Raw genomic sequence first — 25,438 nt, 5'->3', positions numbered from 1 at the left:
CGCTCACTCCGCCGCCAGCGTGCCGCGCACCACCGCGTCGAAGAACCGGCCCAGCCGGTGCCGGTCCACGGGCTTCGACAAGAGCTCGATCTGAAGGGCCGCGCAGGCCTCCCGCAGCGCCTCCGACCGGTCAGCCGAGACGATGGCGCAGGGCAGGCGGCCCATGCGGGTGGTGATCTCGCCGAAGAGCTGTGTGCCGGACATGCCGGCGCCAAGCTGGTAGTCGAGCAGCAGCGCATCCGGAACGATCTCGAGATCCGCCAGCAGGTCGAGCGCGCTGACAGCGTCCTCGGCCTCGATCACGTTGACCCCCCAGCTCTCCATCAGCACCGTCATCGCGCGGCGCAGCTGCGGATCGTTCTCCACCAGCAGCACGATCAGCCCCGCCTGCGCCAGGCCCTGCGGGCGTGCCGGCCCAAGCGCCGCGGGCCGCGCCGGCGCGCTGCTGCCCACGACCGGCAGGCTCACCATGAAGCACGAGCCGCGCCCGGGCTCGGACCAGAGGCCCAGCGGGTGCCCCAGCCTTGCGCAGGCGCGCTCGACGATGGCGAGGCCGAGCCCCAGGCCGTCATTGCTCGAGGCTCGGGTGTCGAGGCGGCGGAACTCCTCGAAGATCGCCGACTGGTCTTCCTCGGCGATGCCCGGCCCGGTGTCCCAGACCTCGATCCGGGCGGTGCCGCCGCGGCGGCGCACACCGATCACCACGCGCCCCGCCTCGGTATAACGGATGGCGTTGGCCACGAGGTTCTGCACCACCCGCCGCAGGTAGGCCGGGTCGGTCTCGACGGTCAGGTCGCTGTCGATCATCCGCAATTTCAGTCCCTTGCGGGCGGCCAGAACCTCCATCTCGTCGCGCAGGCGCGAGAAGATCTCGCGCAGCGCCACCGGACGGATGTCGAACTTCAGCCCGTCGGATTCGAGCTTGGAGATGTCGAGCAGCGCGTCGATCAGCTGTTCCGCCGAGGTCAGCGCCGACTCCGCCTTGTCGAGCACCGCCTTGTCGCCGGCATCTGCGCTTTTCTCCGAGAGCGACGAGATGAACAGCTTGGCCGCAGAGAGCGGCTGCAGGAGATCGTGGCTCGCCGCCGCCACGAAGCGCGACTTCGAGGCGTTGGCGCGCTCGGCGGCAGAGAGCGCGTCCTCGAGCTCGAGCGTGCGCTCCATCACGCGCTGCTCGAGCATCTCGTTGACCTCGGTCAGGCGGCGCGCGGCCTCGCGCTCGGCGGTGACGTCGGTGCAGGAGAACAGGAAACCGCCATCGGGCATACCGCGCCCGAAGAAGCGCAGCACGATGCCGCCGTCGCGGCTGAGCTCGAAGCTGATCGGACCACGACGGCCGCCGCGCTCGGTCCAGCTTCGGAACAGGTCGCGGTCGCTCTCCTGTGAGAAGCGGAAATTCTGCTCGACCTGTTCCATCAGCCCGTCGAAGGAGGCGCCCAGATGCAGCCGCCGCGCGGGCAGGTTCATCAGTGTCCCGATCTTCTCGTTCCACGCCACCAGATGCGTGCCCTCGTCGAAGATGCAGACCCCCTGATCGAGATGATCGAGCGTGGCGCGGATCATACGCGTCTGCTTGTCCTTGAGCTTGAGCCGTTCCTGCCGCTCGAGCCGGATGATGTCGGTCACATCAGTCTGCAGGATCACCGTGCCGCCATTGGCGGTGCGGTGTTCCGAGACCTGCAGCCAGCGGTCCTGTCCGTGGCGAACGTTGAACATGACCCGCCGGTCGGTATGCTTGCGCATCCGGTCCGCCGCCCAGGCGTCGGGCGACAGCCCCTCGGGTAGTGACAGGTGCCGCGAGCGGCTGACATGGCGCACGTAGCCCTCGAAGGACAGCCCCGGGCGCAGGTCGCGCACGGTGTCGCGGAAATCGCGGCAGAAGCGCGAGTTGCACATCACCAGCACGTCGTCGCCGTCGAACAGGGCGAAGCCCTCCGAGATCGTCTCGATGGCGTCGGCGAGGTTGCGCCGCGCGGTCTCGGTCTCCTCGTGGGCCTGGGCAAGCTGGGCGTTCGAGTCGTGCAGCAGGTTGAGCGTGCGCTCAAGCTCGAGCGTGCGCTCGCGGACCCGCTTTTCCAGCAGGGCGGCGCGTTCGAACTGGGCGTAGGCCTCGCCGGACTGGCCATTGCCATGCTCGACATGGTTCATCAGCGTCTCGACGATCCGCAGCAGCTTCTCGTTCTGCCGTTCCAGGCTGTCATCGGGATTGATCAGCGACATCAGGGCCGATCCTCGTCCTCGGCGGGGTAGAACGCCACCGCGGTGAAGGTCTGGTTCACGTGCAGCGCGCCGATCTGCTCACCATAAGTGTTGAAGCCCACCACGTTGTGCCGCGTGAGCACGTCCGAGACCGCGCGGGTCTCCTGGAACTGGCCGGCCTCGAGGCGACGCAGCAGGCAGTCGCACCCGAGGATCTGCTCCGGCGCTTCCGTCTCCGAGAGCGCGCCCAGAGCCTGATCGAGATGGCTGGCCATGTCCTGTCGTTCGGCGAGGGTCAGAACCATGCCCTCGTTGATCGCCGAGAAGAACACCAGCTCGCCCTTGTCGCCGACCTTCTGGATCGAGCGCACGTGGTGGCTGTCGCCCAGCCGGACGACGACCGGGTGGGTGGCGAAGGTGAAGGTGTCGAGCTGCTCGGGCCGCATGCCGAGCAGCCGGGCATATTCCTGCGCCGCGGGTTCGGCGTTGATCTCCTGCACGGTGCGGTGATCTGGCGCGGCGCGGGTCACCACCATGCGGGTCGTCGTGGGAACGAGGTGATCGATGCTGAATACCTTCACCGGACAGCGGCTGCGCACCAGCGCCAAAAGCGCCGCGTTGCTGCGGATCTTGCCGTTGTAGGACAGCCAGGTCGCGCCGAAATCGGTGCCGTCGCCGGTGGAGCCACCGAAGAGCGGCATCTGGCCCATCGCCGAGGCGAGGATCGTGGCGACGTTCTCTTCCTGGAGCGACAGCCCGTCGACCATCAGGAACGCAAACTCGTAGGGCTTGTCCGGCGCGTCGACATTGAGCGCCATGCGCCGCTGCATCAGCTGGTCGATGACCTGCCTGTCGTCGAGCGCGTCGAGCCCGTCGATGGCCAGCGCGTCGACCGCGAACAGCGCGGAGGGGAAGGCGATGGCAATGATCTGGCCTTCCTCGTAGCCGGCCCGGCCGATTTCGCCGGCGGTGGTGCAGGCAAACACGTCGGCCCCGCCGAACGCGCCGATGGCGGCGTCGTTCAGCGCAATGAAATCCGCTTCGGGAGAGGCGAAAAGACAGACCAGCCCGAACGGGCCACCGCCAAGCTGAGCAGCAATCGCCGCAATCGGATCCTCTGCGGTGCTTTCGACCTGCGCCACGCGCAGGGCTCCGGCCGGGTCCGTTCCCCTCCCTGCGGAGCGCGTCTGTGCTCCGTCCACGACATCACCTCCCCTTGCGATGTGCACGGCAGGTTACGGCGCGGTCCCTTCGCTTGGCAAGACCCGGTTGAAGTTGGCCTCCTGCGCAATCAGCACCGCCTGGGTGCGGCTGTGCACCCCGAGCTTGCGCATGATCGCGGTGACATGCGCCTTCACCGTGGTCTCGGCGATGGTGAGGTCGTAGGCGATCTGCTTGTTGAGCTTGCCCTCGCAGATCAGAGACAGGATGCGCGCCTGCTGGTTCGTAAGAGTCGCGAGCCGTGCCAGCGCGTCGTCGGGGCCAGCGCCGCTCTCGGGCTCGCGGGGGTCGATGTAGCCATCCGGCACGAAGGGCTCGCCACGGCCCACCGCCTCGAAGGCGCGGCGGAACACCGAACGCTGCGAGTGCTTTGGCACGAAGCCGTTGGCCCCGGCCTTGAGCGCGTGGCTGATCATGCGGTTGTCGGCCATCGACGAGGCGATGAGGATGGCGGCCCGCGGTGCGGCATTGCGCATCCGCACCAGACCGTCGAGCCCGTGCACGTCGGGCAGGTTGAGGTCGAGGATCACCAGATCCGGCGCCTCTCCCTGCGCAGTGATCTCCAACGCCTTCTCCAGCGTGCCGGCGCTGCGGATCTCTTCGAAATCCGAGATCGACTGCAGGGTCAGGGTCAGCGCGTCGCAAAACAGCGGGTGGTCATCGACAACCAGTGCCCGGATCGGTCGGCTCTCGCTCAAAAGCTCCACGCGGTCGCTCATCCTCTATCTCCTCTGCCCGTGGCTCAGGTTAGACCGGGGCGAGGCGCACGGGAACGTGCCAAAAGGTCGGATAGCGCGATCAGAACCAGCTTTCGACGGTACGCGCCCCGTTCGAGATATCCTGTCCGACGCCGTCGATGGTGGCGCAGCCGCCAAGGGTGACCGCCAGTGCGGTGATGAGAAGTGCCTGTTTCATTGTTCTGCTCGTGGTTTGTTCTTGTTGGTCTTGCTTATGTCCGGGTTCGATCGCCCGGTCGGGCGCAAGTCTACACGGGTTTCACTGGTCCTGCCACCACCAGGCGTTCGGCATCCAGTCGATCCAGTCGCCATAGACGGGGGTGGTCTCGGAAAAGGTCAGTTCCTTGGCATGGGCAATGCGCGAGATGTTCCACTGGTAGATCGGGATCACGTAGCGCCCGGTGGTCAGGATCCGGTCGAGCGCGCGCGACGCAGCGACGAAATCTTCGCGGCTGGTGGCGTTGAGCAGCGTGTCGATCATCGCGTCCGCCGCCGGAGACTGCATGCCCATCAGGTTGCGAGAGCCCTCCTGCGTCGCCGCGTCCGAGCCCCAGTAGAGACGCTGTTCGTTGCCCGGGCTGAGCGAGATGCCGCGGCGGAAGAAGGTCATGTCGAAATCGAAGCGGTTGAGGCGCTCGTTGTACTGCGCCGAGTCGATAACCGTGACACGTGGCGCGATGCCCATGCGCTGCAGCGCCTGCACGTAGATGTCGATGATCGACTGCTCTTCGCCGGCCCCCTGGTTGAGCACCACCTCGAAGCTGAAGGGCTGGCCGTCGGCGTTCTTCATCACGCCGTCCTGCACCGTCCAGCCGGCCTCTTCCATCAGTCCCATGGCCTTGCGGATATTGCGCCGGTTGCGGGCGCTGCCGTCACCTTCGGGCAGGGCATAGCCTTCGAGCGCGCCGGGCAGGAGCGTATCCGCGAAGGGCTCCAGCAGCTCGCGCACCCGGCCCTCGGCCGGCCCGGCGCTCATCGCGAGGTCGGAGTTGGAGAAATACGAGGTGATGCGCGGCTGGCGCGAGCCGGTCATGGTCTCGTTGATGTATTCGAAGTTGAAGGCGTGGATCATCGCCGCGCGCACGCGCCAGTCGGCAAAGACGCCGTGGCGGGTGTTCATCACGAACCCGGTCATGCCGGTGGGGCGGCCATGCGGGATCTCTGACTTCACCACGTCGCCGCGCTGCACCGCCGGGAAATCGTACTGGGTTTCCCATTTCTCGGCGTTGTTCTCGCGCAGGGCGTTGAGCGCGCCGGCCTTGAAGGCCTCGAACTGCACCGTGCCGTCGCCGAAGAACTCCATGCGGATCTCGTCGAGATTGGCCTGGCCGGTCATGAAGGGCAGGTCCTTGCCCCAGTAATCGGGGTTGCGCTTGAGCGAGACGAAGCGGCCGGCCTCGAAGTCTTCGATGACGTAAGGCGCCGAGGTGATCGGCACCACGTCGAGCCCGCTGGAGGCGAAATCGCGGCCCTCCCACTGCGCCTTTTTCAGGATCGGGCGCATGCCGATGATCAGCGCCAGCTCGCGGTCGTCGGTGGCGAAGGTGAAGCGGATCTTGTTCGGGCCGGTCTGCTCCATGCTCTCGACCTGGCTCCAGGCGCCACGGTAGCGCGGGTGGCCCTCAGTGCCGAGTGTCTCGTAGCTCCACATCACGTCCTCGACGGTGACCGGGCTGCCATCCGAGAAGCGAGCCTCGTCGCGCAGCGTGAATTCCACCCAGTCACGATTCGGACCGGTCTCGATGGTTTCGGCAAGCAGACCGTAGAGCGAGAACGGCTCGTCCCAGCTGCGGCCCATCAGGCTTTCATAGGCGAGGAAGCGGAGTTGCCACGGCACCGAGCCCTTCAGGATGTGCGGATTGAGGCTGTCGAAACTGCCGGTCTCGCCGGTGACCAGTCGGCCGCCTTTGGGTGCGTCGGGGTTGGCATAGGGCAGGTGATCAAAATCTGGGGGCAGGGCAGGCGCGCCATACATAGCGATGCCATGGGCGGGCTCGGCGGAGGCGATTCCACCGCAGGCCAGAATCGCCCCGAGCGCCAATGCGCCGACCGTGCGGCGCGCGAAATAATCGGCCATCATTGCTGAAACAATCCTTCACTGCCCTTGTTTTCTTGGCCCCGGAGGGTACCGGGGCTTTCACGTCTTTTCAAACTTTTAGCTTGGACTCCAGCGGTAAAGCGCGTATAACAAGGGCACTGCTCGATAGGTTTCTTGCCTGTATGAAACCTGCCTCAATGACTTAACGCCGGCCTTGTGCCGGCGTTTTTTTTGGTCTGGAGCCGAGCTGGTGCGGCGCTTTTGCGGCCTGTTCGCGTCGAGCGCAAGGCAGTTCTTGTCGCGAAACCGTGAAGCCGAGATTGCGGAACCGGCAGATCCCGAATTCGCTTATCTTGCAGGTGCAGCATTGCTATGCTGCCGCTGAGAAAAGCGAGGAGTTTCACATGTCTCTCAAGGGCAAGACCGCAATCATCACCGGCTCGAACTCGGGCATCGGGCTTGGCGTCGCGCGCGAACTGGCGCGGGCCGGCGCCTCGGTGGTGCTGAATTCCTTCACCGACAACGCCGAGGACCACAAGCTCGCCGAAGATCTCGGCAAGGAGTTCGGCGTCGAGGCCCGCTACATCCAGGCGGACATGTCCAAGGGCGACGAGTGCCGCGCGCTGATCGAGACAGCCGGCGCCTGCGACATCCTGGTGAACAATGCCGGCATCCAGCACGTCTCGCCGATCGACGAGTTCCCGGTCGAGAAATGGGACGCGATCATCGCCATCAACATGAGCTCGGCCTATCACTGTACTGCCGCGGCGCTGCCGATGATGCGGCAGGCAGGCTGGGGCCGGGTGGTCAACATCGCCTCGGCGCATGGTCTGACCGCCTCGCCCTACAAGTCGGCCTACGTGGCGGCCAAGCATGGCGTGGTGGGCATGACCAAGGTGGTGGCACTCGAGACCGCCAAGGAACCGATCACCGCAAACGCGATCTGCCCGGGCTACGTCAAAACGCCGCTGGTCGAGGCGCAGATCCCGGACACGGCGAAGAAATACGACATGACCGAGGACGAGGTGATCGAGAAGGTGATCCTCGAGCGCCAGCCCTCGAAGGAGTTCGCCACCACAGAGCAGATCGGCGGCACGGCGGTGTTCCTGTGCTCGGACGCGGCAGCACAGATCACTGGCACGACGATCTCGGTCGATGGCGGCTGGACGGCGCTCTGAGGCGGAAAGCCTCGGGAGGCCGTAAGCGACGGGCCGGGAGGGGCGCTGCCCCTCTTGGCCTTTGGCCAATTCACCCCGGGATATTTCTGGCCAGAAGAAACATGGGCGTTATGACAAGGGGATGGCGATGACACGGCGGATCAACCTCGCGCTGCAAGGCGGTGGTGCGCATGGCGCCTTCACCTGGGGGGTGCTCGACCGGCTGCTCGAGGAAGACGATCTCGAGATCGCCGGGGTCTCGGGGGCCTCGGCGGGGGCGCTCAATGGCGCGGCGCTGAAGGCGGGGCTGGTGCGCGGCGGGCGCGAGGGCGCACGCGAGACGCTGGACTGGCTCTGGCACGAGGTCGCGGGGCTGCGCGACATTTCGATCCCGGAATGGATGCATGCCTGGCTGCCGCATCCCGGCACTGTCAGCAGCGCGGTGCAGTATTCGCTGCCCTTCGCGGCCGGAGAGACCGTGGGGCGCATGCTGTCGCCTTATGCCTGGGGGCCACTCTACCGCAATCCACTTGAAGACATCCTGCGGCGCATGGAATTTGCCGATATCTGCGCCGATGCGGGCCCGGAATTCTTTGTCTCGGCGACCTCGGTGCGCGATGGCAAGGTGCGGGTGTTCGAGGGCGAGCGGCTCTGCCCCGAGGCGATCCTCGCCTCCGCCTGCCTTCCGACGCTGTTCCAGGCAGTGGAGCTGACCGACCCGGAGACCGGGGTGACCGAGGCGTTCTGGGATGGCGGCTATTCCGGCAACCCGGCGCTGTTCCCGCTGTTCAAGCCTGCGCTGCCCGACGACCTCGTGATCGTCAACATCAATCCGATCGTGCGCGAAGCGGTGCCGGTGACGCCGCCGGAGATCCAGAACCGGATCAACGAGATCAGCTTCAACGCGGCGCTTTTGCGCGAGCTGCGCGCCATCGAGTTCGTGCAGCGGCTGATCGAGGCGGGCTCGGTCCGCGAGGGCGCGATGAAGAAGCTGCGGGTTCACATGATCGCCGATGACAGCCTGATGAATGCGCTCTCGGTGGCGACCAAGATGGTGCCGCTGCCCACCGTCGTGGCGCAGCTGAAGGCGGCCGGGCGGCGCGCGGCGGGGAGCTTTCTCGGCGAGCATGGCGACGCGCTCGGGGTGCGGCAGACAGCCGATCTGCGCGAAATGTTCTCGTCGCCGATGCGGGCGTGACACGCGAAATTCTTCGCGACGCGCGCCCGGAGGCGTTGAAACCGGGCCGCGGGCTGCCTTAATATAGGAAAGCACCGGGGAAGCCCCCCGGATCGATGGAGACTTGATGCTGGAGATTGCGGGCAACCGCGCGATCCGTTTCGCGGATCGCTGAACCCAAACGCTTCGTTCGCGCGGTGGCCGGACGGGGCGATGCTTTGCGTTCAAACCACGGGCATCCCCATGAACATTTCCAAACACGAACAGCGCGTGCTTCACGTGCTGGCACAGGGTGGCGCGATCCGGTTCGACCGCGCCGAGAACGGCAAGGTGCACACCGTGAGCTGCATCACCCGCGACGGCTTTGTCCTGACCGACTGCACGCTTCCGGTGTTCGAGCGGCTGCGACGACGACGTCTGATCCGCTCGCGCGGAGGCCAGCCCTACCGCATCACCCGCGACGGGCTGGCGCGCGTGCGCGCCCAGCTTGACAACCGCTGACCCGACGGGCCCGGCGACGCGCTGCGTGTCGCCGGGCCTAGTCCGCGAGCCCCCAGAATTGCGCGATACGACGCACGGCGCAGACGCCGCCGTCGGTGATGTGCTCGGCTTCGAAGCCGCAGCTCTCCGGCGTGCCGTCGGTGTCGACCGGCACCGCGTGGGGAAACCCCTCGAGGCTCCAGCTTTCGATCCGGGTCTCGCCCTGGTCATCGCGATAGAGGTTGCGGGTGGCACGTCCGAAACGCTCGGTGGCATCGGGCAGGGCGTCGATGCCGATCACGGCGGTCCATTGCTCGGTGAGTTCCTGAAGATTCGCGGGATCGACGGTCTCGTCGCCGAGGCCCTGCCAGATCGAGATCAGCGGCCAGTCCTCGGGCTCTGCGTCGATGACCTCGTGGACGTAGCTGGCCCAGTCCTCGGCATCGCGGTCGGTGGCGCTGAAGAAGCGCGTGATGCCACAGGCATAGCTGGCATCGGCGCCATCCTGCGCGAAGATGTTGTAGTGCAGCGTGTACCAGTTGAAATCGAAGATCCCGGCGGGACGGTTGCAGCCGTAGGGCAGCCCGGCGATGATCGCGCCGCCCGCCAACCGGTGCGGATAATTGGCGAGCAGCACCGCGCTCATGGCGCCACCCGCCGACAGGCCCATGACATAGACGCGGGCCGGATCGGCGCCTTCGCTGGCCAGTGCCTGGTCGATCATCTGCAGGATCGAGGCGCTCTCGCCCTTGCCGGGCTGGTTGTCGTCGTCGTCGTGCCAGCGGAAGCAGCCGCGCTCCATATTGGCCTCGCGCTGCTGCGGCAGCAGGAGCACCGCGCCCAGATCGTCTGCCAGCGCGGTGAGACCGGTCTCGTCGTCGAAGCCCGCGGCGCTCATCAGGCAGCCATGCAGCGCCACGATCAGCGGCGCCGGAGCGCTCAGGCCGTCCGGGCGGTAGAGAAAGGCGTCAAGCGCGCCGGGGTTGTCACCGAAATCGGCGAGCGGCTCGAGCGCGAGGGCCGGGCCTTGCAGCAGCGCAAGAGCGGAGAGGACGGGCAGGGTGAGACGCGGGAGGGGAAATCCCATGGGAGCATCCTTTGGAAAATGGGTCAACGCAATGCGGACACTCTTCCATAGGTTGCGACCACTGACCAGAGCGCGGCGCATCCCCCAAGACCGGGCGCACGCGCTTTGCCTGCACTCGCGCCGGATGGCGCGGGATTTGGCGCTCAGGACGCCTTGCGCACCGGTTCGACGCGTGGTTTGGCGCCCGGTCTCTCCGGCGGGTAGACGAGCCCGGCGGAAATCACCAGCTTGGCGGCATCCTCGATGCTCATGTCGAGTTCGACCACGTCTTCTTCCGGAAAGAACAGCAGGAAGCCCGAGGTCGGGTTCGGCGTGGTCGGCACGAAGACCGACATCAGCCCGCCCATGGTCTCGGCACGGTCCAAGACCTCGCCCTTGGCCTGCGTTGAAATGAAGCCGATGGCCCAGATGCCCTTGCGCGGGTACTGCACGAGGCAGGCTTTCTCGAAGCTGCGCTCGGACTGGGCAAAGACCGTCTCGGCGATCTGCTTGATGCCGGAATAGATCGTGCGCACCACCGGGGTGCGCTCGACAAGGGTTTCGGCGAAGCGGATCAGCGAGCGCCCGATCAGCCCCTTTGCGACCCAGCCCACGAGGATGGTGAAGACCAGGAAGAAGATCACGCCGAGGCCGCGCAGGTTGATGCCGATATAGGCTTCGGGGTTGAACTGGTCGGGGATCAGCGGCAGCACGAAGCCGTCAACCCAGCCGAACATGGTCCAGATGAGCCAGATCGTCAGGCCGATGGGGGCGATGACCACCAGACCCGTCAGGAAGCTCGCGCGCAGGGAGGCCAGCAGGCCCGGCCTGCGCGGTTTGTCGTCGAAGGGGGTGTTCATTGTCCGTCCAGAAGCCGAGTGCCAGAGCGAAGGTAAGCGCTCGGGATCAGGTCTACAATGATGCTGCGCGAGCGAAAGCTCAATTTCGGGGCAGGGCGCTCATTTCCTTGGCGATGCGTGCCCCCAGCCGCGCATTGTTCAGGACCAGCGCGATGTTGGACTCGAGCGAGCGGCCCTCGGTCAGCTCGAAGATGCGCTGCAGCAGGTACGGTGTGAGGTCCTTGCCACGGATGCCGTGGGTCTCGGCATCGGCATTGGCACGCTCGATCACCGGCGTCATCTCGGCGCGGGCGATCTCGGCCTCGGCGGGGATCGGGTTGGCCACGAGCTGGCCGCCGGGAAGCCCCAGCGCCGAGCGCATCGCCTGTGCCTCTGCGATGGCGCGCGGCGTGTCCATGCGCAGGGGCGCCCGCAGACCGGCCTCGCGCGACCAGAAGGCCGGCAACTGGTCCTGGCCATAGGCGATGACCGGCACGCCGAGGGTTTCCAGCACTTCCAGCGTCTTGGGCAGGTCGAGAATGGCCTTGGCGCCGGCGCAAACCACGGTGACGGCGGTCTGGGCCAGTTCCTGAAGGTCTGCGGAGACGTCAAAGCTCTGCTCGGCGCCCCTGTGAACACCGCCGATGCCGCCGGTGGCAAAGGTCGAGATGCCGGCCTGCGCGGCGGCGATCATCGTGGCGGCCACGGTGGTGGCGCCAGTGCGGCCCTGAGCCATACAGACCGCGAGGTCGGCGCGGCTCAGCTTGGCGACACCGCGAGCCTGTGCCAGTGCCTCGAGCTGGTCATCCTCGAGCCCGACGCAGAGCTCTCCGTCGATCACCGCGATGGTCGCGGGCTCGGCACCTTCCTCGCGGATCACCGCCTCGACCTTGCGGGCCATCTCGAGGTTCTGGGGCCACGGCATGCCGTGGGTGATGATCGTCGATTCCAGCGCCACGACGGGGGCGCCCTTGGCGAGCGCGTCTGCGACGGCGGCGGAAAGTCTGATGAGGCTCATGAGGCGATGTCTCCGGAAACGTAGGCGGCTGCGGCATCCAGCGCGAGGCTCAGCGCCTCGGCCCGGGCCGCGCCGCGAAGCTCTGCCACAATATGCGCCGCCATGAAAGTGTCGCCGGCACCTGTGACCCGGGTGACCAGCACCTCCGGTGGCCGTTCCGCCACGAGCCCGTCGGCGGTGGCGTCGCAGGCGGCGTCTCCGCCATTGGTGACCACGGCGCGTGCCGCACCGCGCTCGATAAGCTTTGCAGCGGCTTCCGGGGCGCTCTTGAAGCTGTCCTGGCAGAGCAAGCCGGCTTCCTCGAGATTGACGTAGAGCACGCCGCGACCGGCGCGGAGGAACGGCATCAGGCGCTCGGCCTTGCCGGGGCTTGCGGGGGCGATGCGCATGTCGGCCTTGGCGAAAGCCGCATCGCGGACGATCTCGTCGAGCAGGGTTTCCTTGAGGTTGCCGTCGAGCGCCACGGAGCCTGTGAACGGCGTCTGGGGCGTGCCCAGGGTGCCATCCGACAGCGGGCGCAGGATCCGCGACCCGGCGCGCTCGAGCGAGTGGGCATCCGCGATGGCGGCGATCAGCCCGTTTGCGCCTTCGACCGCCATGTAGCGATCGGTGGGCAAGTCCTCGGAGCGATAGAGAAACCGCGTGTCGCAGCCGAGCTTTTCGCAGGCCTCGGCCAACTCGTGGCCCTCGGGATCCTGTCCGACAGCCGAGAGCAGCGCCGGGCGCAGTCCGAAGCGCGCCAGCGTCATCGCGATGTTGAGTGCAACGCCGCCGGGAAGCCGGGTGATCCGGCCGGGCACGTCGGAGCCTTGCCGCATGTGGCTGGCGGAGCGGCCGATCACGTCCCAGAGGACGGAGCCGATGCAGAGCATGTCCGGTGTATCTGTCATGTCCGTGTTTTGACCGAGCCGGGCTGTTCCGACAAGAGCGGAGACCGTTTGGACCGGGCCAGACCGACAATCCTCCGGACTGCGCGGGGATTGATGCCTGGGAGCGGCGAAAAGCGCCGGTTTCCCGTTCCGTATCAGGGGCTCAGCGGCGATCTTTGCGAGCTCGTACGGGGGGCTCGGGCGCTGTGGCTGCAATGCCGCACCGGGCGCCCATTGTTGCAACCAAGTAGAAATGTCACCGGGCTTGCAAAGCAGAAGTGTCCCACCTGGAGCGGCGTGAGCGCAGCCGGGCAGGGCGGAGACCTCACATATCGGAGCCCTGACCGGCTGCGCGGTTGGCCTTGCGCTTGCGGTCGGCCAAGGAGTTCCAACCCGTGTTGCGGCGGCCGGTCGGCTCGTAGATCGTCCGCTGCTTACCTGCGCGTTTCTTCTTGGGTGGCGCCTTGTCCTGTTCGGCCTTGATGTGTTCGAGCACGGCGCTCAGATGCTTGTTCTCCGTGATCGCGGCATGCGTCACGCGCTGATCCATGTCGAAAATCCGGTACGGCAGCGTGATGCCTTTCCAGCGGAATTCCAAGGCACCATCCTGATTCTCGTAGCTGTCGATGTACTTGCCGGGCAGGTCACGGCTGAGGTCGTTCTCTTCCAGGATGATCCGGTGGCGGTCGTAGGAAAAGGCTAGCTGGGCGCCGACATAGCGTTCATCCCTCAGGCACAGGATTTCCCGCAGACGGTCCGGTTCGGTGTTCAGCGTCCGGTGCAGGTCGTCAGGCCGCCGCGGAGTCTTCGCGAAACGCGCGTTGTATCGCTCAATGAACCCCGGCAAAAAGGCGTTGCCGGCCACCATGTCCGAAATCCCCGCCAGCCTCAGCTCCTTCACCAGCCGGTCCTGCAACGTGCGGTTGGCGCGCTCGACGCGGCCCTTGGCCTGAGAGCTGTTCGCGCAGAGGATCTCGATGTTCAACTCATTGAGCGCGCGCCCGAACTGGGTGGTGCCGTGACCGGTCCTGGCACCTTGCTTCGCCACCCTGAACACGCTGTGCTTATCGCTGTAGAACGCAACCGGGCGACCGTGTGCCTGCAGATAACTCTCTAAGGCACCGAAGTAGCTGAAGGTGCTTTCCGACTTCACGAATTCCAGGTGCATCAAGGTGCTGGTCGCGTCATCCACGAATACCAGTAGGGTACAGGGCGGCCCGCGGTCCTCGAACCAGTGATGGTCCGAGCCGTCAATCTGGATCAGCTCGCCGTAGCATTCCCGGCGAAGCCGGGGCTGGTGAAAGGTGCGACGCTGCTTTCTCGGCAGCCATATCCCGGCGTCTTGCATCCACTTGCGCAGCGTCTCTCGGGACACCTTCAGGCCATGGTCCTCAGCCAGCTTCTCGGACGCCAGTGTCGGGCCGAAATCAGCGTACTGTTCCTGCACCAACGTCACGGCCAAAGCGCACACCGCCGGATCGATCCGATTATTCGATGGCCTACCGCGCGCCTTGTGCCGGATCGCGGCCGGGCCCTCGGTTCGGAAGCACTTCAACAGACGTTGGACTTGTCTGCGGCTCAGCGCAAGCAGGTTCGCCGCACTCGTTGCCGTCATGCGGCCTTGCACGACCTGGCTCAATATCTCGACGCGGTTCAGATCTCGTTCGCTCATCAACACCAATCCCACGGTCCACTCCAATCCTGTCAGCAACAGGAGAAGTGTGACACTTCTGATTTGCACATGTGGGACAGTCTAACTTTGCGCGTACACCCATACATCTTATAATCAGTATTATGTAAATAAATGGTCCGCCTGCGAACACGGAAGCCTTTGAAATATGGGCCCTGAGCCACCCCGCACGTCCCGCAGCGTCGACGAACCCGCAAACCGGCTTGCACGATGGCGGCGAAACGGTGCACCTCAGCGTCGGTAATGGCGCTTATGGACAAGCGTGCGTTTCCGACGAACACTGCGCTCACTTATCCGAAGGTTTAACACCATGCCCGGCTTCCTCATTCTCAACGGTCCGAACCTGAACCTGCTCGGCTTTCGCCAGCCCGAGGTTTACGGCCGCACCACGCTGGCCGATGTCGAGGCCATGTGCCGCGCCCATGCCAAGGAGATCGGCGTCGAGGTCGAGTTCGAACAGAGCAATCACGAAGGCGCGCTGATCGACGCGATCCACGGCACCCGTGGACGGCTCGACGGGCTCATCCTCAACGCAGGCGCCTACACCCACACCTCGATCGCGCTGATGGATGCGATCAGCTCGGCCGAGGTTCCCGCAATCGAGCTGCACCTGTCGAATGTCCATGCCCGCGAGTCGTTCCGCCACCAGAGCTACATTGCCCGGGTCTCGGTCGGAGTGATCTGCGGCTTCGGGGCGCGTGGCTACACGCTGGCCATGGACGCGATGAAGAGCCATCTGGACGCTGCCTCATGACATTGCCCGTGACCCTGCGCAGCCGGCTTCTCGAAATGACCAATGCCGGCAGTGTCGAAGAGCTCTGGGCCATGCATCTCGAAAGCATGGCCGGCTTTGGCTTCGACCGGCTGATGTACGGGTTCACGCGCTACCGGACCTCGACCTCGCTCGGAGATCCGAACGATTTCGTGCTGCTGACCAACCACAGCGCTTCCTATACGGACGTGTTCGTCGGCCAAGGGCTCTATCATCACGCGCCCATGGTTCGCTGGGCCCTCGAGCATGAAGGTGCGTGTTCGTGGCGCGTGCTGGGCGAGATGTTGGCCCAGGGCAACCTGACCGAGGCCGAGCGCCGCGTCATCGCGTTCAACCTGTCGATGGATGTCCGCGCGGGCTACTCGGTGAGCTTCCGCTCGCTCTCGACCCGAGCCAAGGGCGCCATCGCGCTGACTGCGCGGCCCGGGATGCAGCAGCACGAGGTCGATGCGGTGTGGGACCGTTTCGGCGAGGACATCATGCTGCTGAACAACCTGCTGCACCTCAAGATCCTCACCCTGCCCTATATCCCGCCGAACCAGTCGCTCACCAAGCGCCAGCGCGAGGCGCTGGAATGGGTCGGCGACGGCAAGACCATGCAGGACATCGCGGCGATCATGGGGCTGACGCAGGCGACCATCGAAAAGCATCTTCGCCTTGCGCGCGAGGCTTTGAATGTTGAAACCACCGCGCAGGCCGTGGCCAAGGCCGCATTCCAGAATCAGATGTTTGTAATCGACATCTAAACGGCGCACCAAATCAAAACTGAACGATCTAGTCGAGTCGTAATATACTTAAACGTGAGTTAAGCGCCCGTAAATCTTGCATCAGTTTTTGGATTGCTTCCGTAGAGATTAAGTAAAATCAAAACTAGATAGGCGAAATTCGCAGAAATCGCGAAAATATCGAGGGGTCAGGTTTCCCGGACTTCCCTGACGAAGCGTTAATTGCGATTGTACCAACGTTCCGTGAGTGGTGGCTTTGGCCATGGAACATGAGGACCTATCCCTCGCGATTTCGAGGGCCCTGCGTTCTCCCGGTGTAGACCGGAAGCTGAGAGGGGCTCGGGCAATTTTCGCAAGGGCCCCCTCGGCGCCCCCTGCCCGGTTCTCCAATCATCCCCAACCGTGCCAGAGAGCCGACCGCAGGAACCAAAAGGAGCCGCCCGTTGGGCGGCTCCTGTCTCTTCAAGCCTTCGAAAGTTTGCGTAGGGCTTAGCCCTGCGCGGCCTTCGCAACCTCGGCTGCGAAATCCTCTTTCTCTTTCTCGATGCCTTCGCCGACCTGCATGCGGACAAAGCCCACGATGGTGGCGCCGGCTTCTTCTGCGGCTTTCTCGACGGTAAGGTCCGGGTTGATGACGAACTGCTGGCCCAGCAGGGTCACTTCACCGAGGAACTTCTTCATGCGACCGACGATCATCTTCTCGATCACGGCGTCCGGCTTGCCGGATTCCTTCGCGATGTCGATCTGGACCTGACGCTCCTTCTCGACGACCGCCGGGTCGAGGTCAGCTTCCGACAGCGAGGCCGGGTTGGCAGCCGCGATGTGCATCGCGACCTGCTTGCCGAACGCGTCGTCGCCGCCCTTGAGCGCGACCAGCACGCCGATCTGGCCAAGGCCCGGAGCGGCTGCGTTGTGCACGTAGGTGGAGACCACGTCACCTTCGACCTTTGCCATCCGGCGCAGGGTCATGTTCTCGCCGATCTTGGCGATCTTGTCGGTGATGACGTCGGAGACCTTCTTGCCGCCGATCTCGGTCTCGGCCAGCGCCTCGACGCTGTCCACGCCGGTGGCAGCCTTGGCGATGTCCGACACCATGGTCTGGAACTCGGCGTTCTTGGCGACGAAGTCGGTTTCCGCGTTCACCTCGACGGCGACGCCGGTGCCACCGTTCACCTCGACGGCCACGAGGCCCTCGGCAGCGGTACGGCCCGATTTCTTGGCGGCCTTAGCGAGGCCCTTGGTGCGCAGCCAGTCGATGGCGGCTTCCATGTCGCCGTCGGTCTCGGTCAGCGCCTTCTTGGCATCCATCATGCCTGCGCCGGTCATCTCGCGCAGTTCTTTCACCTGTGCAGCAGTGATCGCCATGTGCTTGGCTCCCTCTCGAATGGTCTTGTGCGGCAGGCCCTGCCCCGGGCCTCGCCGCTCATGTCATGCTTGCGTGACGCTTTCGCGACAGCGCCGGATCAGTTCTGGCCGGCGCCGGCCAGCAGCTCTTCTGCCGGTGCGTCTTCCAGGGCGCCGAGGTCGACGCCTGCAGCTTCCATCTGGCCGGTCATGCCGTCGAGGGCTGCGCGGCTGACGAGGTCGCAGTAGAGCGCGATGGCGCGGGCGGCGTCATCGTTCCCGGGGATGATGTAGTCCACACCCTCGGGCGAGCAGTTGGTGTCGACGATGGCGACAACCGGGATGCCCAGCTTCTTGGCTTCGGCGATGGCGAGCTGCTCTTTCTTGACGTCGATGACGAAGAGCAGTTCCGGCAGGCCGCCCATTTCGCGGATGCCGCCGAGCGACGCCTGCAGTTTGGCCTGCTCGCGCTCCATGCCGAGGCGCTCTTTCTTGGTGAGGCCTTCGGCACCGGCTTCCATCTGCTCGTCGATCGCCTTGAGGCGGTTGATCGACTGCGAAACGGTCTGCCAGTTGGTCAGCGTGCCGCCGAGCCAGCGGTGGTTCATGTAGTACTGGGCGCACTTCTCGGCGGCTTCGGCGATCGGCTGGGCTGCCTGACGCTTGGTGCCGACGAAGAGCACGCGGCCGCCCTTGGCGACGGTCTCGCGGATGACGTTCAGCGCCGCGTCGAGCATCGGCACGGTCTGGGTCAGGTCGAGAATGTGGATGCCGTTGCGCGCACCGTAGATGAACTCGCCCATGCGGGGGTTCCAGCGCTGCGTCTGGTGGCCAAAGTGCACGCCTGCTTCAAGCAGCTGGCGCATGGAGAACTCGGGAAGAGCCATGTCCTATATCCTTTCCGGTTTCATATCCTCGGCGGGGGCTTGACCCGAAATGGGGCAACCGGTGGACGCTGTGGGGATGTCTCCCCCATAGGCCCGACCCCGCCTGCGGGGTTCGTGAGCGCGCCTATAAGCGCTCGGCGCGACAAGCGCAAGCCCTGACGGAACCTTGTGGACAAGCCGGCGGTTTCTGACGCATCGTCACCGGCATTGCCTGACATCACCGCGTTCCTACCAGCTGGAGAGAGATTTGACAGACCTGACTTCCGTCCGTGGCATCGGACCCGCCCTTGCGGCGCAACTCCGCGAGCTTGGCATCGACAGCGCCGAGGCGCTGGCCGGGGCCGAGCCTGCGCGCCTCACCGCCCTGCCCCGGACCCGGCTGGCCCGGGCGCAGAGCCTTGTCGCGGCGGCGGTCGACAGCCTGGCCACCGACCCGGCCCCCGCGCCGCGCACGGCCGAGACCGAGGCCGCACCGGCGCCCGGGACGCCCGGAGACGACAAGGTCGAGGACCCCGAAGCCCCTGCCGAGGCGCCCCGCATGATGCCCGAGCCCGACCCGGACAGCCCCCTGGCGGTCAACGAGCCGCTGCCCGAGCCCGGCAGCGGCAAGGCCAAGGGAGAGAAGAAAGGCAAGTCGGCCAAGAAAGACGCCAAGCCGAAGAAGAAAGACACGGAGAAGGGCAAGGGCAAGGGCAAGGCCGACAAGGACGCGAAGAAGTCCAAGGGCAAGAAGAGCAAGAAGGCGGAAAAGGCCGAGCTGAACAAGGCGGACGCCAAGAAACAGAAGAAGAAGGCCAAGGCCGCAGAGGCGCTCAAGGCCGAGAAGACATCCAAAAAGAAGAAGAAAAAGAAGAACTGACCTCCGCGGCTGACGGGCGGGCCGAAGCCCGCCTGTCAGGGGAAACCGTCAGCCGAGCGCGTAGCCCGCGCCGCGCACGGTGCGCAGCGGATCGCCACCGCCATGGATGCCGAGAGCCTTGCGCAGCCGCCCGATATGGACGTCGACGGTGCGCGTGTCGACATAGATGTCGCGGCCCCAGACCCGGTCGAGCAGCTGCTCGCGCGACCACACGCGGCCGGGCTTTTCCATGAAGGTGGAGAGCAGGCGGAACTCGGTCGGACCGAGCTTCAGCTCCTGCCCGTCGCGGGTCACCCTGTGGGTCTCCGCGTCGAGGATGATGTCGTCATACTCGAGCCGCAGACCCGCCGCCGCCGGGCGGGCCCGACGCAGCTGCGCCTTCACCCGCGCCATCAGCTCGCGCAGGCTGTAGGGCTTGACGACGTAATCGTCGGCCCCGGTCTCGAGCCCGCGCACCCGGTCGATCTCTTCCGACCGGGCCGAGAGCATGATCACCGGCACGCCCCGGGTCTCGGGGCGGGTCTTGATCTGGCGGCAGACCTCGATGCCCGAGAGGTTCGGCAGCATCCAGTCGAGCACGATCACATCGGGCTCTTCCTCGTCCAGCATGACAAGGGCTTCCTCGCCATTGCCGGCCGCGGCGACGCGGAAGCCCTCGGCTTCCAGATTGTAGCGCAGAACTTCGCGCTGCGAGGCTTCGTCCTCGACGACCAGAACGGTGGGCTGATCTGCCGACATGGTCTTTCTCCGATTAGAGGTCGGCGCTCAGCGCCGGATCGCTCGATGTGCGGTCTTCCTTGACGCGCACGCCCTCGGGCTTCTCGCCGGTGGCGAGGAAGATCACCTGCTCGGCGATCGCCGTCACGTGGTCGCCCATACGCTCGATGTTCTTGGCGATGAAATGCAGGTGCATGCACGAGGTGATGTTGCGCGGATCTTCCAGCATGAAGGTCAGGAACTCGCGGAACAGCGTGTTGTACATCTGGTCGACATCGGCGTCGCGCTCGATGACGTCGCGGGCCAGTGCCTCGTCGCGTTTGATATAGGCGTCGAGCGCGTCCTTGAGCATCATCTCGACGTCGCGCGCCATGCGGCGCAGCGCCGTGGTCGAGCCGTTGATCTGCGTCATCTGGGCCAGCACCGTGGTGCGCTTGGCCATGTTCTTGGACAGGTCGCCGATGCGCTCGAGGTTGGCCGACATGCGCATCACCGAGAGCACCACCCGCAGGTCGCTTGCTGCGGGCTGGCGCAGCGCGATGACGCGGGCGGCTTCCTCGTTGAGGCTTTCTTCCATCTCGTCGATGGCAAGGTCGCCCTTGCGGACCTGCTCGGCCAGCTCTTCGTCGCGGGTCTCGAGCGACTTGGCGGAATCGTGGATCGCCGCCTCGACGAGCCCGCCCATCTTGAGGATCTGGGCCTGGATGCCTTCGAGATCGCGGTCGAACGCGGTGGCAATGTGATGCTTGAGATCGCTCATGGCTTATCCGATCCGTCCGGTGATGTAGGACTCGGTGCGCGAGTCCACGGGGTTGGTGAAGATCTGGCTGGTCTCGCCGTACTCCACGAGGTTGCCGAGGTGGAAGAACGCGGTCTTCTGGCTGACCCGCGCGGCCTGCTGCATGGAGTGCGTCACGATGACCACCGAGTAGTTGGTGCGCAGCTCGTCGATCAGCTCCTCGACCTGCGCCGTGGCGATCGGGTCGAGCGCCGAGCAGGGTTCGTCCATCAGCAGCACTTCGGGCTCGGTGGCCACGGCGCGGGCGATGCACAGACGCTGCTGCTGACCACCCGAGAGGCCGGTGCCGGGCGCGTGCAGCCGGTCCTTCACCTCGTTCCAGATGGCGCCGCGACGCAGCGCCTTCTCGACGATGTCGTCGAGCTCGGCCTTGTTCTTGGCAAGGCCGTGAATGCGCGGGCCGTAGGCCACGTTGTCGTAGATCGACTTGGGGAACGGGTTCGGCTTCTGGAACACCATGCCCACCTTGGCGCGCAGCTGCACCGGGTCGACGCGCTTGTCGTAGATGTCCTCGCCGTCGAGCGCGATCAGGCCTTCGACCCGGCAGACGTCGATGGTGTCGTTCATCCGGTTCAGGCAGCGCAGAAAGGTCGACTTGCCGCAGCCCGAGGGCCCGATGAAGGCAGTGACGGTCTTGTCCTGCAACTCGACGGAGACGTCCTTGATGGCGTGGTTGTCGCCGTAAAAGACTTGCACGTCCTTGGCGGAGATCTTGATTTCGTTGGCTTCCACGTCGGTCTTCCTCAACGGTGCGTCATACATGGGTTCTATTCCCCTTACCGAGATTGTCGCTCATCGTCACCACCGGCGCTCGAACTTGCGGCGCAGGATGATGGCGATCACGTTCATGACCAGCAGGAACACGAGCAGGATGATGATGCCGCCCCAGGCGCGTTCGTAGTAGGCCGGGTCGGCGCGCTTGGCCCATTCGTAGATCTGCGCGGGCATCGCCGAGTTCGGCGACATGAAGCCCGAGATGACCCCTTCCGGGTAGTTGGTCGCGATGTAGCCGACCATGCCGATCAGCAGCAGCGGTGCGGTCTCGCCAAGCGCCTGCGCGAGGCCGATGATGGTGCCGGTCAGGATGCCGGGCATGGCCAGCGGCAGCACGTGGTGGAACACCGACTGCATCTTCGAGGCGCCAACCCCGAGGGCAGCGTCGCGGATCGACGGCGGCACCGCCTTGAGCGAGGCGCGGGTCGAGATCACGATGGTCGGCAGGGTCATCAGCGTCAGCGTCAGGCCGCCCACCAGCGGCGCCGATTGCGGAAGGTGCGCGAACTGGATGAAGGCCGCCAGGCCGAGGATACCGAACACGATCGAGGGCACCGCGGCAAGGTTGGAGATGTTGACCTCGATGAAGTCGGTGAACTTGTTCTGCGGTGCGAACTCCTCGAGGTAGATCGAGGCCGCCACACCGATCGGCAGGGCCAGGAACAGGACCACCAGCATCATGAACAGCGAGCCCAGCATCGACACGCCGAGGCCGGCCTGCTCGGGACGGCTCTCCGAGGCGTCGGCGCCGGTGATGAAGGCGAAGTTGAAGCTCTTGTGAACGGTGCCGTCCTCGCGCAGCGCGTCAACGAGATCGAGGTGGCCCGCGTCGATGTTGCGGTCCTGGGTGATGCTGTCACGGCTCACGCGGCCCTTGAGATAGCCGTCGACCCGGCTCGAGGCGAGGATCTGAAAATCCACCGTCTCGCCGATCAGGTCGGGATTGGCGATCACGCGGTCGCGCAGCTGCGCCGCGGCAGAGGCCGAGATCAGCGCCTTCATGTCGCCGGCGTCTTCGTAGTCGGTTGCGATGCCCTTGTCCTGCACCTGCTCGAATACGGCGTTCTGGATCAGCGGGTTGTAGCCGAAGGTCGAGACCTTCGAAATGTCCGCAGGGTCACGATTGCCGTTCGGGTCCAGAGCCTCGGGATCGAGATAGACCGGCACCTCGATGAAGGTCTGCATGAAGGCGGTGCTGCCATTCGAGATGATCGAGGTCAGCAGCACGACAAGGAAGAACAGGCCGGTGCCGATGGCCGCGAGACCGTAGGCCCGGAACCGCTTTTCGGAGGCGTTGCGCTTCTTGGTGCGGCTGTCGGCGGCGGTCAGGCGGGTGGACGGGCGGGAGCCGCCCTGAGAGGTCGCGTCGGTCATTCGTACTGCTCCCGGTATTTGCGCACGATGTAGAGGGCGAAGACGTTCAGCCCCAGCGTGATGATGAAGAGCGTCATGCCAAGGGCGAAGGCCACCAGCGCCTCGGGCGAGGCGAAGTCGGCATCGCCGGTCAGCTGGCTGACGATCTTGGCGGTGACGGTGGTCATGGCGTCGAACGGGTTGAGCGAGAGCCGCGCCGCGGCCCCTGCCCCGAAGACCACGATCATGGTCTCGCCGATGGCGCGCGAGGCGGCCAGCAGCACGGCGCCGACGATACCCGGCAGCGCTGCCGGCAGGATCACCTGCTTGATGGTCTCGGATTGCGTCGCGCCCAGCCCGTAGGAGCCGTCACGCAGCGACTGCGGCACCGAGTTGATGATGTCGTCCGACAGGGAGCTGACGAAGGGGATCAGCATGATGCCCATCACCAGACCGGCGGTCATCACCGCGGTGCCGGCCTGCATCCAGCCCAGCCCGTCGCGGCCGAACACGCTGAGCAGCAGCGGGCCGACGGTGAGCAGCGCGAACAGACCGTAGACGATGGTCGGGATGCCTGCGAGCACCTCGAGCAGCGGCTTGGCCCAGGCGCGCATCCGCGGACCGGCATATTCCGACAGGTAAACCGCAGCGAAGAGGCCGATCGGCACTGCGACGATCAGGGCGATGATCGAGATGTAGAGGGTGCCCCAGAGCAGCGGCCAGATGCCAAGCTCGGACCCGCCGCCGAAAGAGGGCGACCAGGTGAACGAGCCGAAGAACTTCGAGGCCGGATAGATCTGGAAGAAATGCCAGGTGTTGCCGACCAGCGAGAGCACGATACCGATGGTGGTCAGGATCGCGATCGACGCCGCCGAGAGCAGGATGATGCGGATGCCGGTTTCGACGGAGTTGCGGGCGCGGAAGGTGCCATGCGACTGTGCAACACCCCAGACCAGCCCGCCGACCGCGAGCAGCAGGACCACCGCACTGCGCCAGAAGTCGCCGGTGGCGTTCATCGCGCGGTACCGCTGGGCCGCCTCGAGCACCTCGGGGCTGACATCGGAACCGAGAGCTACGCCGGCCTCGCCGAGCAGGCTGCGCACGTCGGAGTCGGCGGCACTCATCGCGTCGGCGTCACCGGCGGTGATCAGGCCGAGGCTCACTGCGGTGTCGAGCCCGCCAGCCACCCGGCGCACGTCTGACATCACCAGTCCGAGCGTCGAGCCCTCGGGCACCGCACCCTCGGCCAGCCCTGCGGTCACCTGACGGTCGACCAGCATCGGCTGCACGAGAAGCCAGACAACCAGCGCCAGAAAGGCCGGCGCCATCACCTTCATGGCGACGTTCCAGCCGTAGTAGTTTGGAAGGGAATGCGGGCGCTCACCGCCGGCAGAGGTCACGCGCATGCGGCCGGCGATGAAGCCGATGGCCGCGAGCGCGAGCACGATCAGAAAGAGCCAGAGTACCGGCATGTCGCCCCCAGAGGTCGTTTCGAATTTGCAAATGGCCTAAGAGAAGACGGGGCGGCGCGCAAACGGCACCGCCCCGAAGCAATCGGGAAATATCCGATTACATGTTCGAGCCCATGGTCTCTTCGTTGGAAACCTTGGACTGGGTGTCGGCGAGCTCCGGGTCGGAAACGAGGCCGTAGTTGGCGAGCGGGCCGTTCGGGCCTGCGATCTCGTTGGCGACGAAGAACTCGGCGTATTCCTTGAGGCCGGGGATCACGCCGATGTGGGCTTTCTTCACGTAGAAGAACAGCGGACGCGACACCGGGTACTCGCCTTCGGCGATGGTCTCGGTGGTCGGCTGGACGCCGGACATGGTCGCGACCTTCAGCTTGTCGGTGTTGTTCTCGTAGAACGCCAGGCCGAAGACGCCGATGCCGTTCGGGTTGCTGTCGATGCGGGCGAGGGTCTCGGTGTAGTCGCCGTCGATGTCGACCGACTTGCCGTCGGTGCGGACCGCCATGCAGGCGTCCTCGGCGTCGTCTTCCGACATGCCGCCTGCGACCATCGCTTCCATCGCGCCGGTGTCTTCGCAGCCCTGCAGCAGGACCTTCTCTTCAAAGACTTCGCGGGTGCCGTGCTTGGTGCCCGGGATGAAGGCGGCGATTTCGACGTCCGGCAGGTCGCCGTTGAAGTCGGCCCAGGTGGTGTGCGGGTTGGCGACCAGCTCGCCGTCGACCAGCACCTGCTCGGCCAGCGCGTTGTAGAGATCCGACGGCTCGAACGCGGTGAACTCGGGGCCGGTCTGCTGCGAGGCAAACACGATGCCGTCATAGCCGATGCGGACTTCGATGATGTCGGTCACGCCGTTGGCGGCACAGGTCTCGACTTCGCCTGCGCGGATGGCGCGCGATGCGTTGGCGATGTCGATGGTGTTCTCGCCGACGCCTTCACAGAAGCGCTTGAGGCCAGCCGAGGAACCGCCCGATTCCACAACCGGGGTCGGGAAGTCGAAGTTTTCGCCGAAGGCTTCTGCCACGATCGAGGCGTAGGGCAGAACGGTGGACGAGCCGGCGACCTGCACGTTGTCACGGGCGGCAGCGGCGGAAGCCGAGACGGCGGCGATGGCCAGAGCCGATGCGGCGAGTTTGACGGATTGCATATGCATGCTCCTGTAACTTTGGTTCTGGTCCCCTCCCCTGGGGAACCTCGGGGGCAGCCCTAGGCGTCCCGCGCGATGCTTTTGTGACGCTTACGTAACAGTTTGAT

Annotated in this window: 24 protein-coding genes; 6 read left to right on the top strand and 18 right to left on the bottom strand. The window is 65.5% G+C overall.

The window, feature by feature from the left end; translation table 11 throughout:
* Nucleotides 1-3: 3 nt before the first annotated feature.
* The 5 genes from JF542_RS03430 to JF542_RS03410 form a co-directional block, all read right to left on the bottom strand.
* Nucleotides 4-2,220 carry a hybrid sensor histidine kinase/response regulator gene (locus JF542_RS03430; RefSeq protein WP_207074750.1) on the bottom strand — a complete coding sequence of 739 codons (2,217 nt, stop codon included), beginning with the start codon at nt 2,218-2,220 and terminating at the stop codon, nt 4-6.
* The gene (locus JF542_RS03425; protein WP_207074749.1) at nt 2,220-3,341 is read right to left on the bottom strand and encodes an FIST N-terminal domain-containing protein; all 1,122 of its coding nucleotides are present in this window, start codon (nt 3,339-3,341) and stop codon (nt 2,220-2,222) included. Before JF542_RS03425 ends, JF542_RS03430 begins: the two co-directional genes overlap by 1 nt.
* A 93-nt stretch (nt 3,342-3,434) precedes the next feature.
* Nucleotides 3,435-4,139 (bottom strand): response regulator, encoded by a 705-nt coding sequence (locus JF542_RS03420; RefSeq protein ID WP_207074748.1) that lies wholly within the window; start codon nt 4,137-4,139, stop codon nt 3,435-3,437.
* A 79-nt stretch (nt 4,140-4,218) separates the two neighbouring features.
* The gene (locus JF542_RS03415; protein ID WP_207074747.1) at nt 4,219-4,335 is read right to left on the bottom strand and encodes an entericidin EcnA/B family protein; all 117 of its coding nucleotides are present in this window, start codon (nt 4,333-4,335) and stop codon (nt 4,219-4,221) included.
* Nucleotides 4,336-4,416: 81 nt separating this feature from the next.
* Complete coding sequence (locus tag JF542_RS03410) at nt 4,417-6,237, bottom strand: extracellular solute-binding protein (protein WP_207074746.1); 1,821 nt, start codon at nt 6,235-6,237, stop codon at nt 4,417-4,419.
* 362 nt (nt 6,238-6,599) lie between these two features.
* Between JF542_RS03410 and JF542_RS03405 the strand changes: the two genes are divergently transcribed.
* The 3 genes from JF542_RS03405 (at nt 6,600) to JF542_RS03395 (ending at nt 9,030) form a co-directional block, all read left to right on the top strand.
* Nucleotides 6,600-7,373 (top strand): 3-hydroxybutyrate dehydrogenase, encoded by a 774-nt coding sequence (locus JF542_RS03405; protein ID WP_007800519.1) that lies wholly within the window; start codon nt 6,600-6,602, stop codon nt 7,371-7,373.
* A 127-nt stretch (nt 7,374-7,500) separates the two neighbouring features.
* A complete protein-coding gene (locus tag JF542_RS03400; protein WP_207074745.1) occupies nt 7,501-8,550 on the top strand; it encodes a patatin-like phospholipase family protein in 1,050 nt (349 codons plus the stop codon).
* A gap of 222 nt (nt 8,551-8,772) precedes the next feature.
* On the top strand, nt 8,773-9,030 hold the full coding sequence (locus JF542_RS03395; RefSeq protein ID WP_007800515.1) for a YjhX family toxin: 258 nt from the start codon (nt 8,773-8,775) through the stop codon (nt 9,028-9,030).
* A gap of 37 nt (nt 9,031-9,067) precedes the next feature.
* On the opposite strand, the gene JF542_RS03390 is transcribed toward JF542_RS03395, so the two are convergent.
* The 5 genes from JF542_RS03390 to JF542_RS03370 all read right to left on the bottom strand — a co-directional run bounded on the left by JF542_RS03390 (nt 9,068) and on the right by JF542_RS03370 (nt 14,488).
* The gene (locus tag JF542_RS03390) at nt 9,068-10,096 is read right to left on the bottom strand and encodes an extracellular catalytic domain type 1 short-chain-length polyhydroxyalkanoate depolymerase (RefSeq protein WP_207074744.1); all 1,029 of its coding nucleotides are present in this window, start codon (nt 10,094-10,096) and stop codon (nt 9,068-9,070) included.
* A gap of 143 nt (nt 10,097-10,239) precedes the next feature.
* Entirely contained in the window at nt 10,240-10,935 is a 696-nt protein-coding gene (locus JF542_RS03385) for a DUF502 domain-containing protein (protein WP_207074743.1), read from the bottom strand.
* A gap of 79 nt (nt 10,936-11,014) precedes the next feature.
* Entirely contained in the window at nt 11,015-11,932 is a 918-nt protein-coding gene (locus JF542_RS03380) for a pseudouridine-5'-phosphate glycosidase (RefSeq protein ID WP_007800509.1), read from the bottom strand.
* Nucleotides 11,929-12,822 (bottom strand): PfkB family carbohydrate kinase, encoded by an 894-nt coding sequence (locus JF542_RS03375; RefSeq protein WP_207074742.1) that lies wholly within the window; start codon nt 12,820-12,822, stop codon nt 11,929-11,931. The genes JF542_RS03380 and JF542_RS03375 overlap by 4 nt, the downstream gene beginning before the upstream one ends.
* A gap of 304 nt (nt 12,823-13,126) precedes the next feature.
* Complete coding sequence (locus JF542_RS03370; protein ID WP_207074741.1) at nt 13,127-14,488, bottom strand: ISNCY family transposase; 1,362 nt, start codon at nt 14,486-14,488, stop codon at nt 13,127-13,129.
* Nucleotides 14,489-14,801: 313 nt separating this feature from the next.
* On the opposite strand from JF542_RS03370, the gene aroQ reads away from it, so the two are divergent.
* Both aroQ and JF542_RS03360 read left to right on the top strand, forming a co-directional pair.
* The gene (gene aroQ, locus JF542_RS03365) at nt 14,802-15,245 is read left to right on the top strand and encodes a type II 3-dehydroquinate dehydratase (protein WP_007800505.1); all 444 of its coding nucleotides are present in this window, start codon (nt 14,802-14,804) and stop codon (nt 15,243-15,245) included.
* Nucleotides 15,242-16,009 (top strand): LuxR family transcriptional regulator, encoded by a 768-nt coding sequence (locus JF542_RS03360; RefSeq protein WP_007800503.1) that lies wholly within the window; start codon nt 15,242-15,244, stop codon nt 16,007-16,009. The genes aroQ and JF542_RS03360 overlap by 4 nt, the downstream gene beginning before the upstream one ends.
* Nucleotides 16,010-16,477: 468 nt before the next feature.
* On the opposite strand, the gene tsf is transcribed toward JF542_RS03360, so the two are convergent.
* Both tsf and rpsB read right to left on the bottom strand, forming a co-directional pair.
* A complete protein-coding gene (gene tsf, locus JF542_RS03355) occupies nt 16,478-17,353 on the bottom strand; it encodes a translation elongation factor Ts (protein ID WP_007800501.1) in 876 nt (291 codons plus the stop codon).
* A gap of 98 nt (nt 17,354-17,451) precedes the next feature.
* Nucleotides 17,452-18,219 (bottom strand): 30S ribosomal protein S2, encoded by a 768-nt coding sequence (gene rpsB, locus JF542_RS03350; protein ID WP_007800499.1) that lies wholly within the window; start codon nt 18,217-18,219, stop codon nt 17,452-17,454.
* 247 nt (nt 18,220-18,466) lie between these two features.
* Between rpsB and JF542_RS03345 the strand changes: the two genes are divergently transcribed.
* Nucleotides 18,467-19,078, top strand: coding sequence for a helix-hairpin-helix domain-containing protein (locus tag JF542_RS03345; protein WP_207074740.1), 612 nt, complete (start codon nt 18,467-18,469; stop codon nt 19,076-19,078).
* Between the two features lie 48 nt (nt 19,079-19,126).
* Here the strand turns inward: JF542_RS03345 and phoB are convergent, their stop codons facing one another.
* From phoB to JF542_RS03315, 6 genes are all read right to left on the bottom strand, one after another.
* Nucleotides 19,127-19,816: a phosphate regulon transcriptional regulator PhoB gene (gene phoB, locus JF542_RS03340; protein WP_207074739.1), complete on the bottom strand. Its 690-nt coding sequence runs from the start codon at nt 19,814-19,816 to the stop codon at nt 19,127-19,129.
* A gap of 13 nt (nt 19,817-19,829) precedes the next feature.
* Complete coding sequence (gene phoU, locus JF542_RS03335; protein WP_207074738.1) at nt 19,830-20,555, bottom strand: phosphate signaling complex protein PhoU; 726 nt, start codon at nt 20,553-20,555, stop codon at nt 19,830-19,832.
* A 3-nt stretch (nt 20,556-20,558) separates the two neighbouring features.
* The gene (gene pstB, locus JF542_RS03330; RefSeq protein ID WP_007800491.1) at nt 20,559-21,356 is read right to left on the bottom strand and encodes a phosphate ABC transporter ATP-binding protein PstB; all 798 of its coding nucleotides are present in this window, start codon (nt 21,354-21,356) and stop codon (nt 20,559-20,561) included.
* Between the two features lie 36 nt (nt 21,357-21,392).
* A complete protein-coding gene (gene pstA / locus JF542_RS03325; RefSeq protein WP_207074737.1) occupies nt 21,393-22,742 on the bottom strand; it encodes a phosphate ABC transporter permease PstA in 1,350 nt (449 codons plus the stop codon).
* Nucleotides 22,739-24,193 (bottom strand): phosphate ABC transporter permease subunit PstC, encoded by a 1,455-nt coding sequence (gene pstC / locus JF542_RS03320; protein ID WP_207074736.1) that lies wholly within the window; start codon nt 24,191-24,193, stop codon nt 22,739-22,741. The genes pstA and pstC overlap by 4 nt, the downstream gene beginning before the upstream one ends.
* 97 nt (nt 24,194-24,290) lie before the next feature.
* Complete coding sequence (locus tag JF542_RS03315; RefSeq protein ID WP_007800485.1) at nt 24,291-25,331, bottom strand: substrate-binding domain-containing protein; 1,041 nt, start codon at nt 25,329-25,331, stop codon at nt 24,291-24,293.
* Nucleotides 25,332-25,438 lie beyond the last annotated feature (107 nt).

The sequence above is a fragment of the Salipiger bermudensis genome, from assembly GCF_017309175.1.
In the GTDB taxonomy this organism is placed as follows: domain Bacteria; phylum Pseudomonadota; class Alphaproteobacteria; order Rhodobacterales; family Rhodobacteraceae; genus Salipiger; species Salipiger bermudensis.
The sequence above is the reverse complement of the archived record's forward strand: the minus strand, read 5'-3'. Positions and strand labels throughout refer to the sequence as shown.

Bases quoted from the DNA above. Each gene is read 5' to 3' on its own strand.
- JF542_RS03430 (WP_207074750.1), bottom strand. From the start codon at position 2,220: ATGTCGCTGATCAATCCCGATGACAGCCTGGAACGGCAGAACGAGAAG.
- pstB (WP_007800491.1), bottom strand. From the start codon at position 21,356: ATGTATGACGCACCGTTGAGGAAGACCGACGTGGAAGCCAACGAAATC.
- pstA (WP_207074737.1), bottom strand. From the start codon at position 22,742: ATGACCGACGCGACCTCTCAGGGCGGCTCCCGCCCGTCCACCCGCCTG.
- phoU (WP_207074738.1), bottom strand. From the start codon at position 20,555: ATGAGCGATCTCAAGCATCACATTGCCACCGCGTTCGACCGCGATCTC.
- JF542_RS03385 (WP_207074743.1), bottom strand. From the start codon at position 10,935: ATGAACACCCCCTTCGACGACAAACCGCGCAGGCCGGGCCTGCTGGCC.
- JF542_RS03375 (WP_207074742.1), bottom strand. From the start codon at position 12,822: ATGACAGATACACCGGACATGCTCTGCATCGGCTCCGTCCTCTGGGAC.
- aroQ (WP_007800505.1), top strand. From the start codon at position 14,802: ATGCCCGGCTTCCTCATTCTCAACGGTCCGAACCTGAACCTGCTCGGC.
- tsf (WP_007800501.1), bottom strand. From the start codon at position 17,353: ATGGCGATCACTGCTGCACAGGTGAAAGAACTGCGCGAGATGACCGGC.
- pstC (WP_207074736.1), bottom strand. From the start codon at position 24,193: ATGCCGGTACTCTGGCTCTTTCTGATCGTGCTCGCGCTCGCGGCCATC.
- JF542_RS03405 (WP_007800519.1), top strand. From the start codon at position 6,600: ATGTCTCTCAAGGGCAAGACCGCAATCATCACCGGCTCGAACTCGGGC.
- JF542_RS03415 (WP_207074747.1), bottom strand. From the start codon at position 4,335: ATGAAACAGGCACTTCTCATCACCGCACTGGCGGTCACCCTTGGCGGC.
- rpsB (WP_007800499.1), bottom strand. From the start codon at position 18,219: ATGGCTCTTCCCGAGTTCTCCATGCGCCAGCTGCTTGAAGCAGGCGTG.
- JF542_RS03390 (WP_207074744.1), bottom strand. From the start codon at position 10,096: ATGGGATTTCCCCTCCCGCGTCTCACCCTGCCCGTCCTCTCCGCTCTT.
- JF542_RS03395 (WP_007800515.1), top strand. From the start codon at position 8,773: ATGAACATTTCCAAACACGAACAGCGCGTGCTTCACGTGCTGGCACAG.
- JF542_RS03400 (WP_207074745.1), top strand. From the start codon at position 7,501: ATGACACGGCGGATCAACCTCGCGCTGCAAGGCGGTGGTGCGCATGGC.
- JF542_RS03410 (WP_207074746.1), bottom strand. From the start codon at position 6,237: ATGATGGCCGATTATTTCGCGCGCCGCACGGTCGGCGCATTGGCGCTC.
- JF542_RS03420 (WP_207074748.1), bottom strand. From the start codon at position 4,139: ATGAGCGACCGCGTGGAGCTTTTGAGCGAGAGCCGACCGATCCGGGCA.
- phoB (WP_207074739.1), bottom strand. From the start codon at position 19,816: ATGTCGGCAGATCAGCCCACCGTTCTGGTCGTCGAGGACGAAGCCTCG.
- JF542_RS03360 (WP_007800503.1), top strand. From the start codon at position 15,242: ATGACATTGCCCGTGACCCTGCGCAGCCGGCTTCTCGAAATGACCAAT.
- JF542_RS03315 (WP_007800485.1), bottom strand. From the start codon at position 25,331: ATGCAATCCGTCAAACTCGCCGCATCGGCTCTGGCCATCGCCGCCGTC.
- JF542_RS03380 (WP_007800509.1), bottom strand. From the start codon at position 11,932: ATGAGCCTCATCAGACTTTCCGCCGCCGTCGCAGACGCGCTCGCCAAG.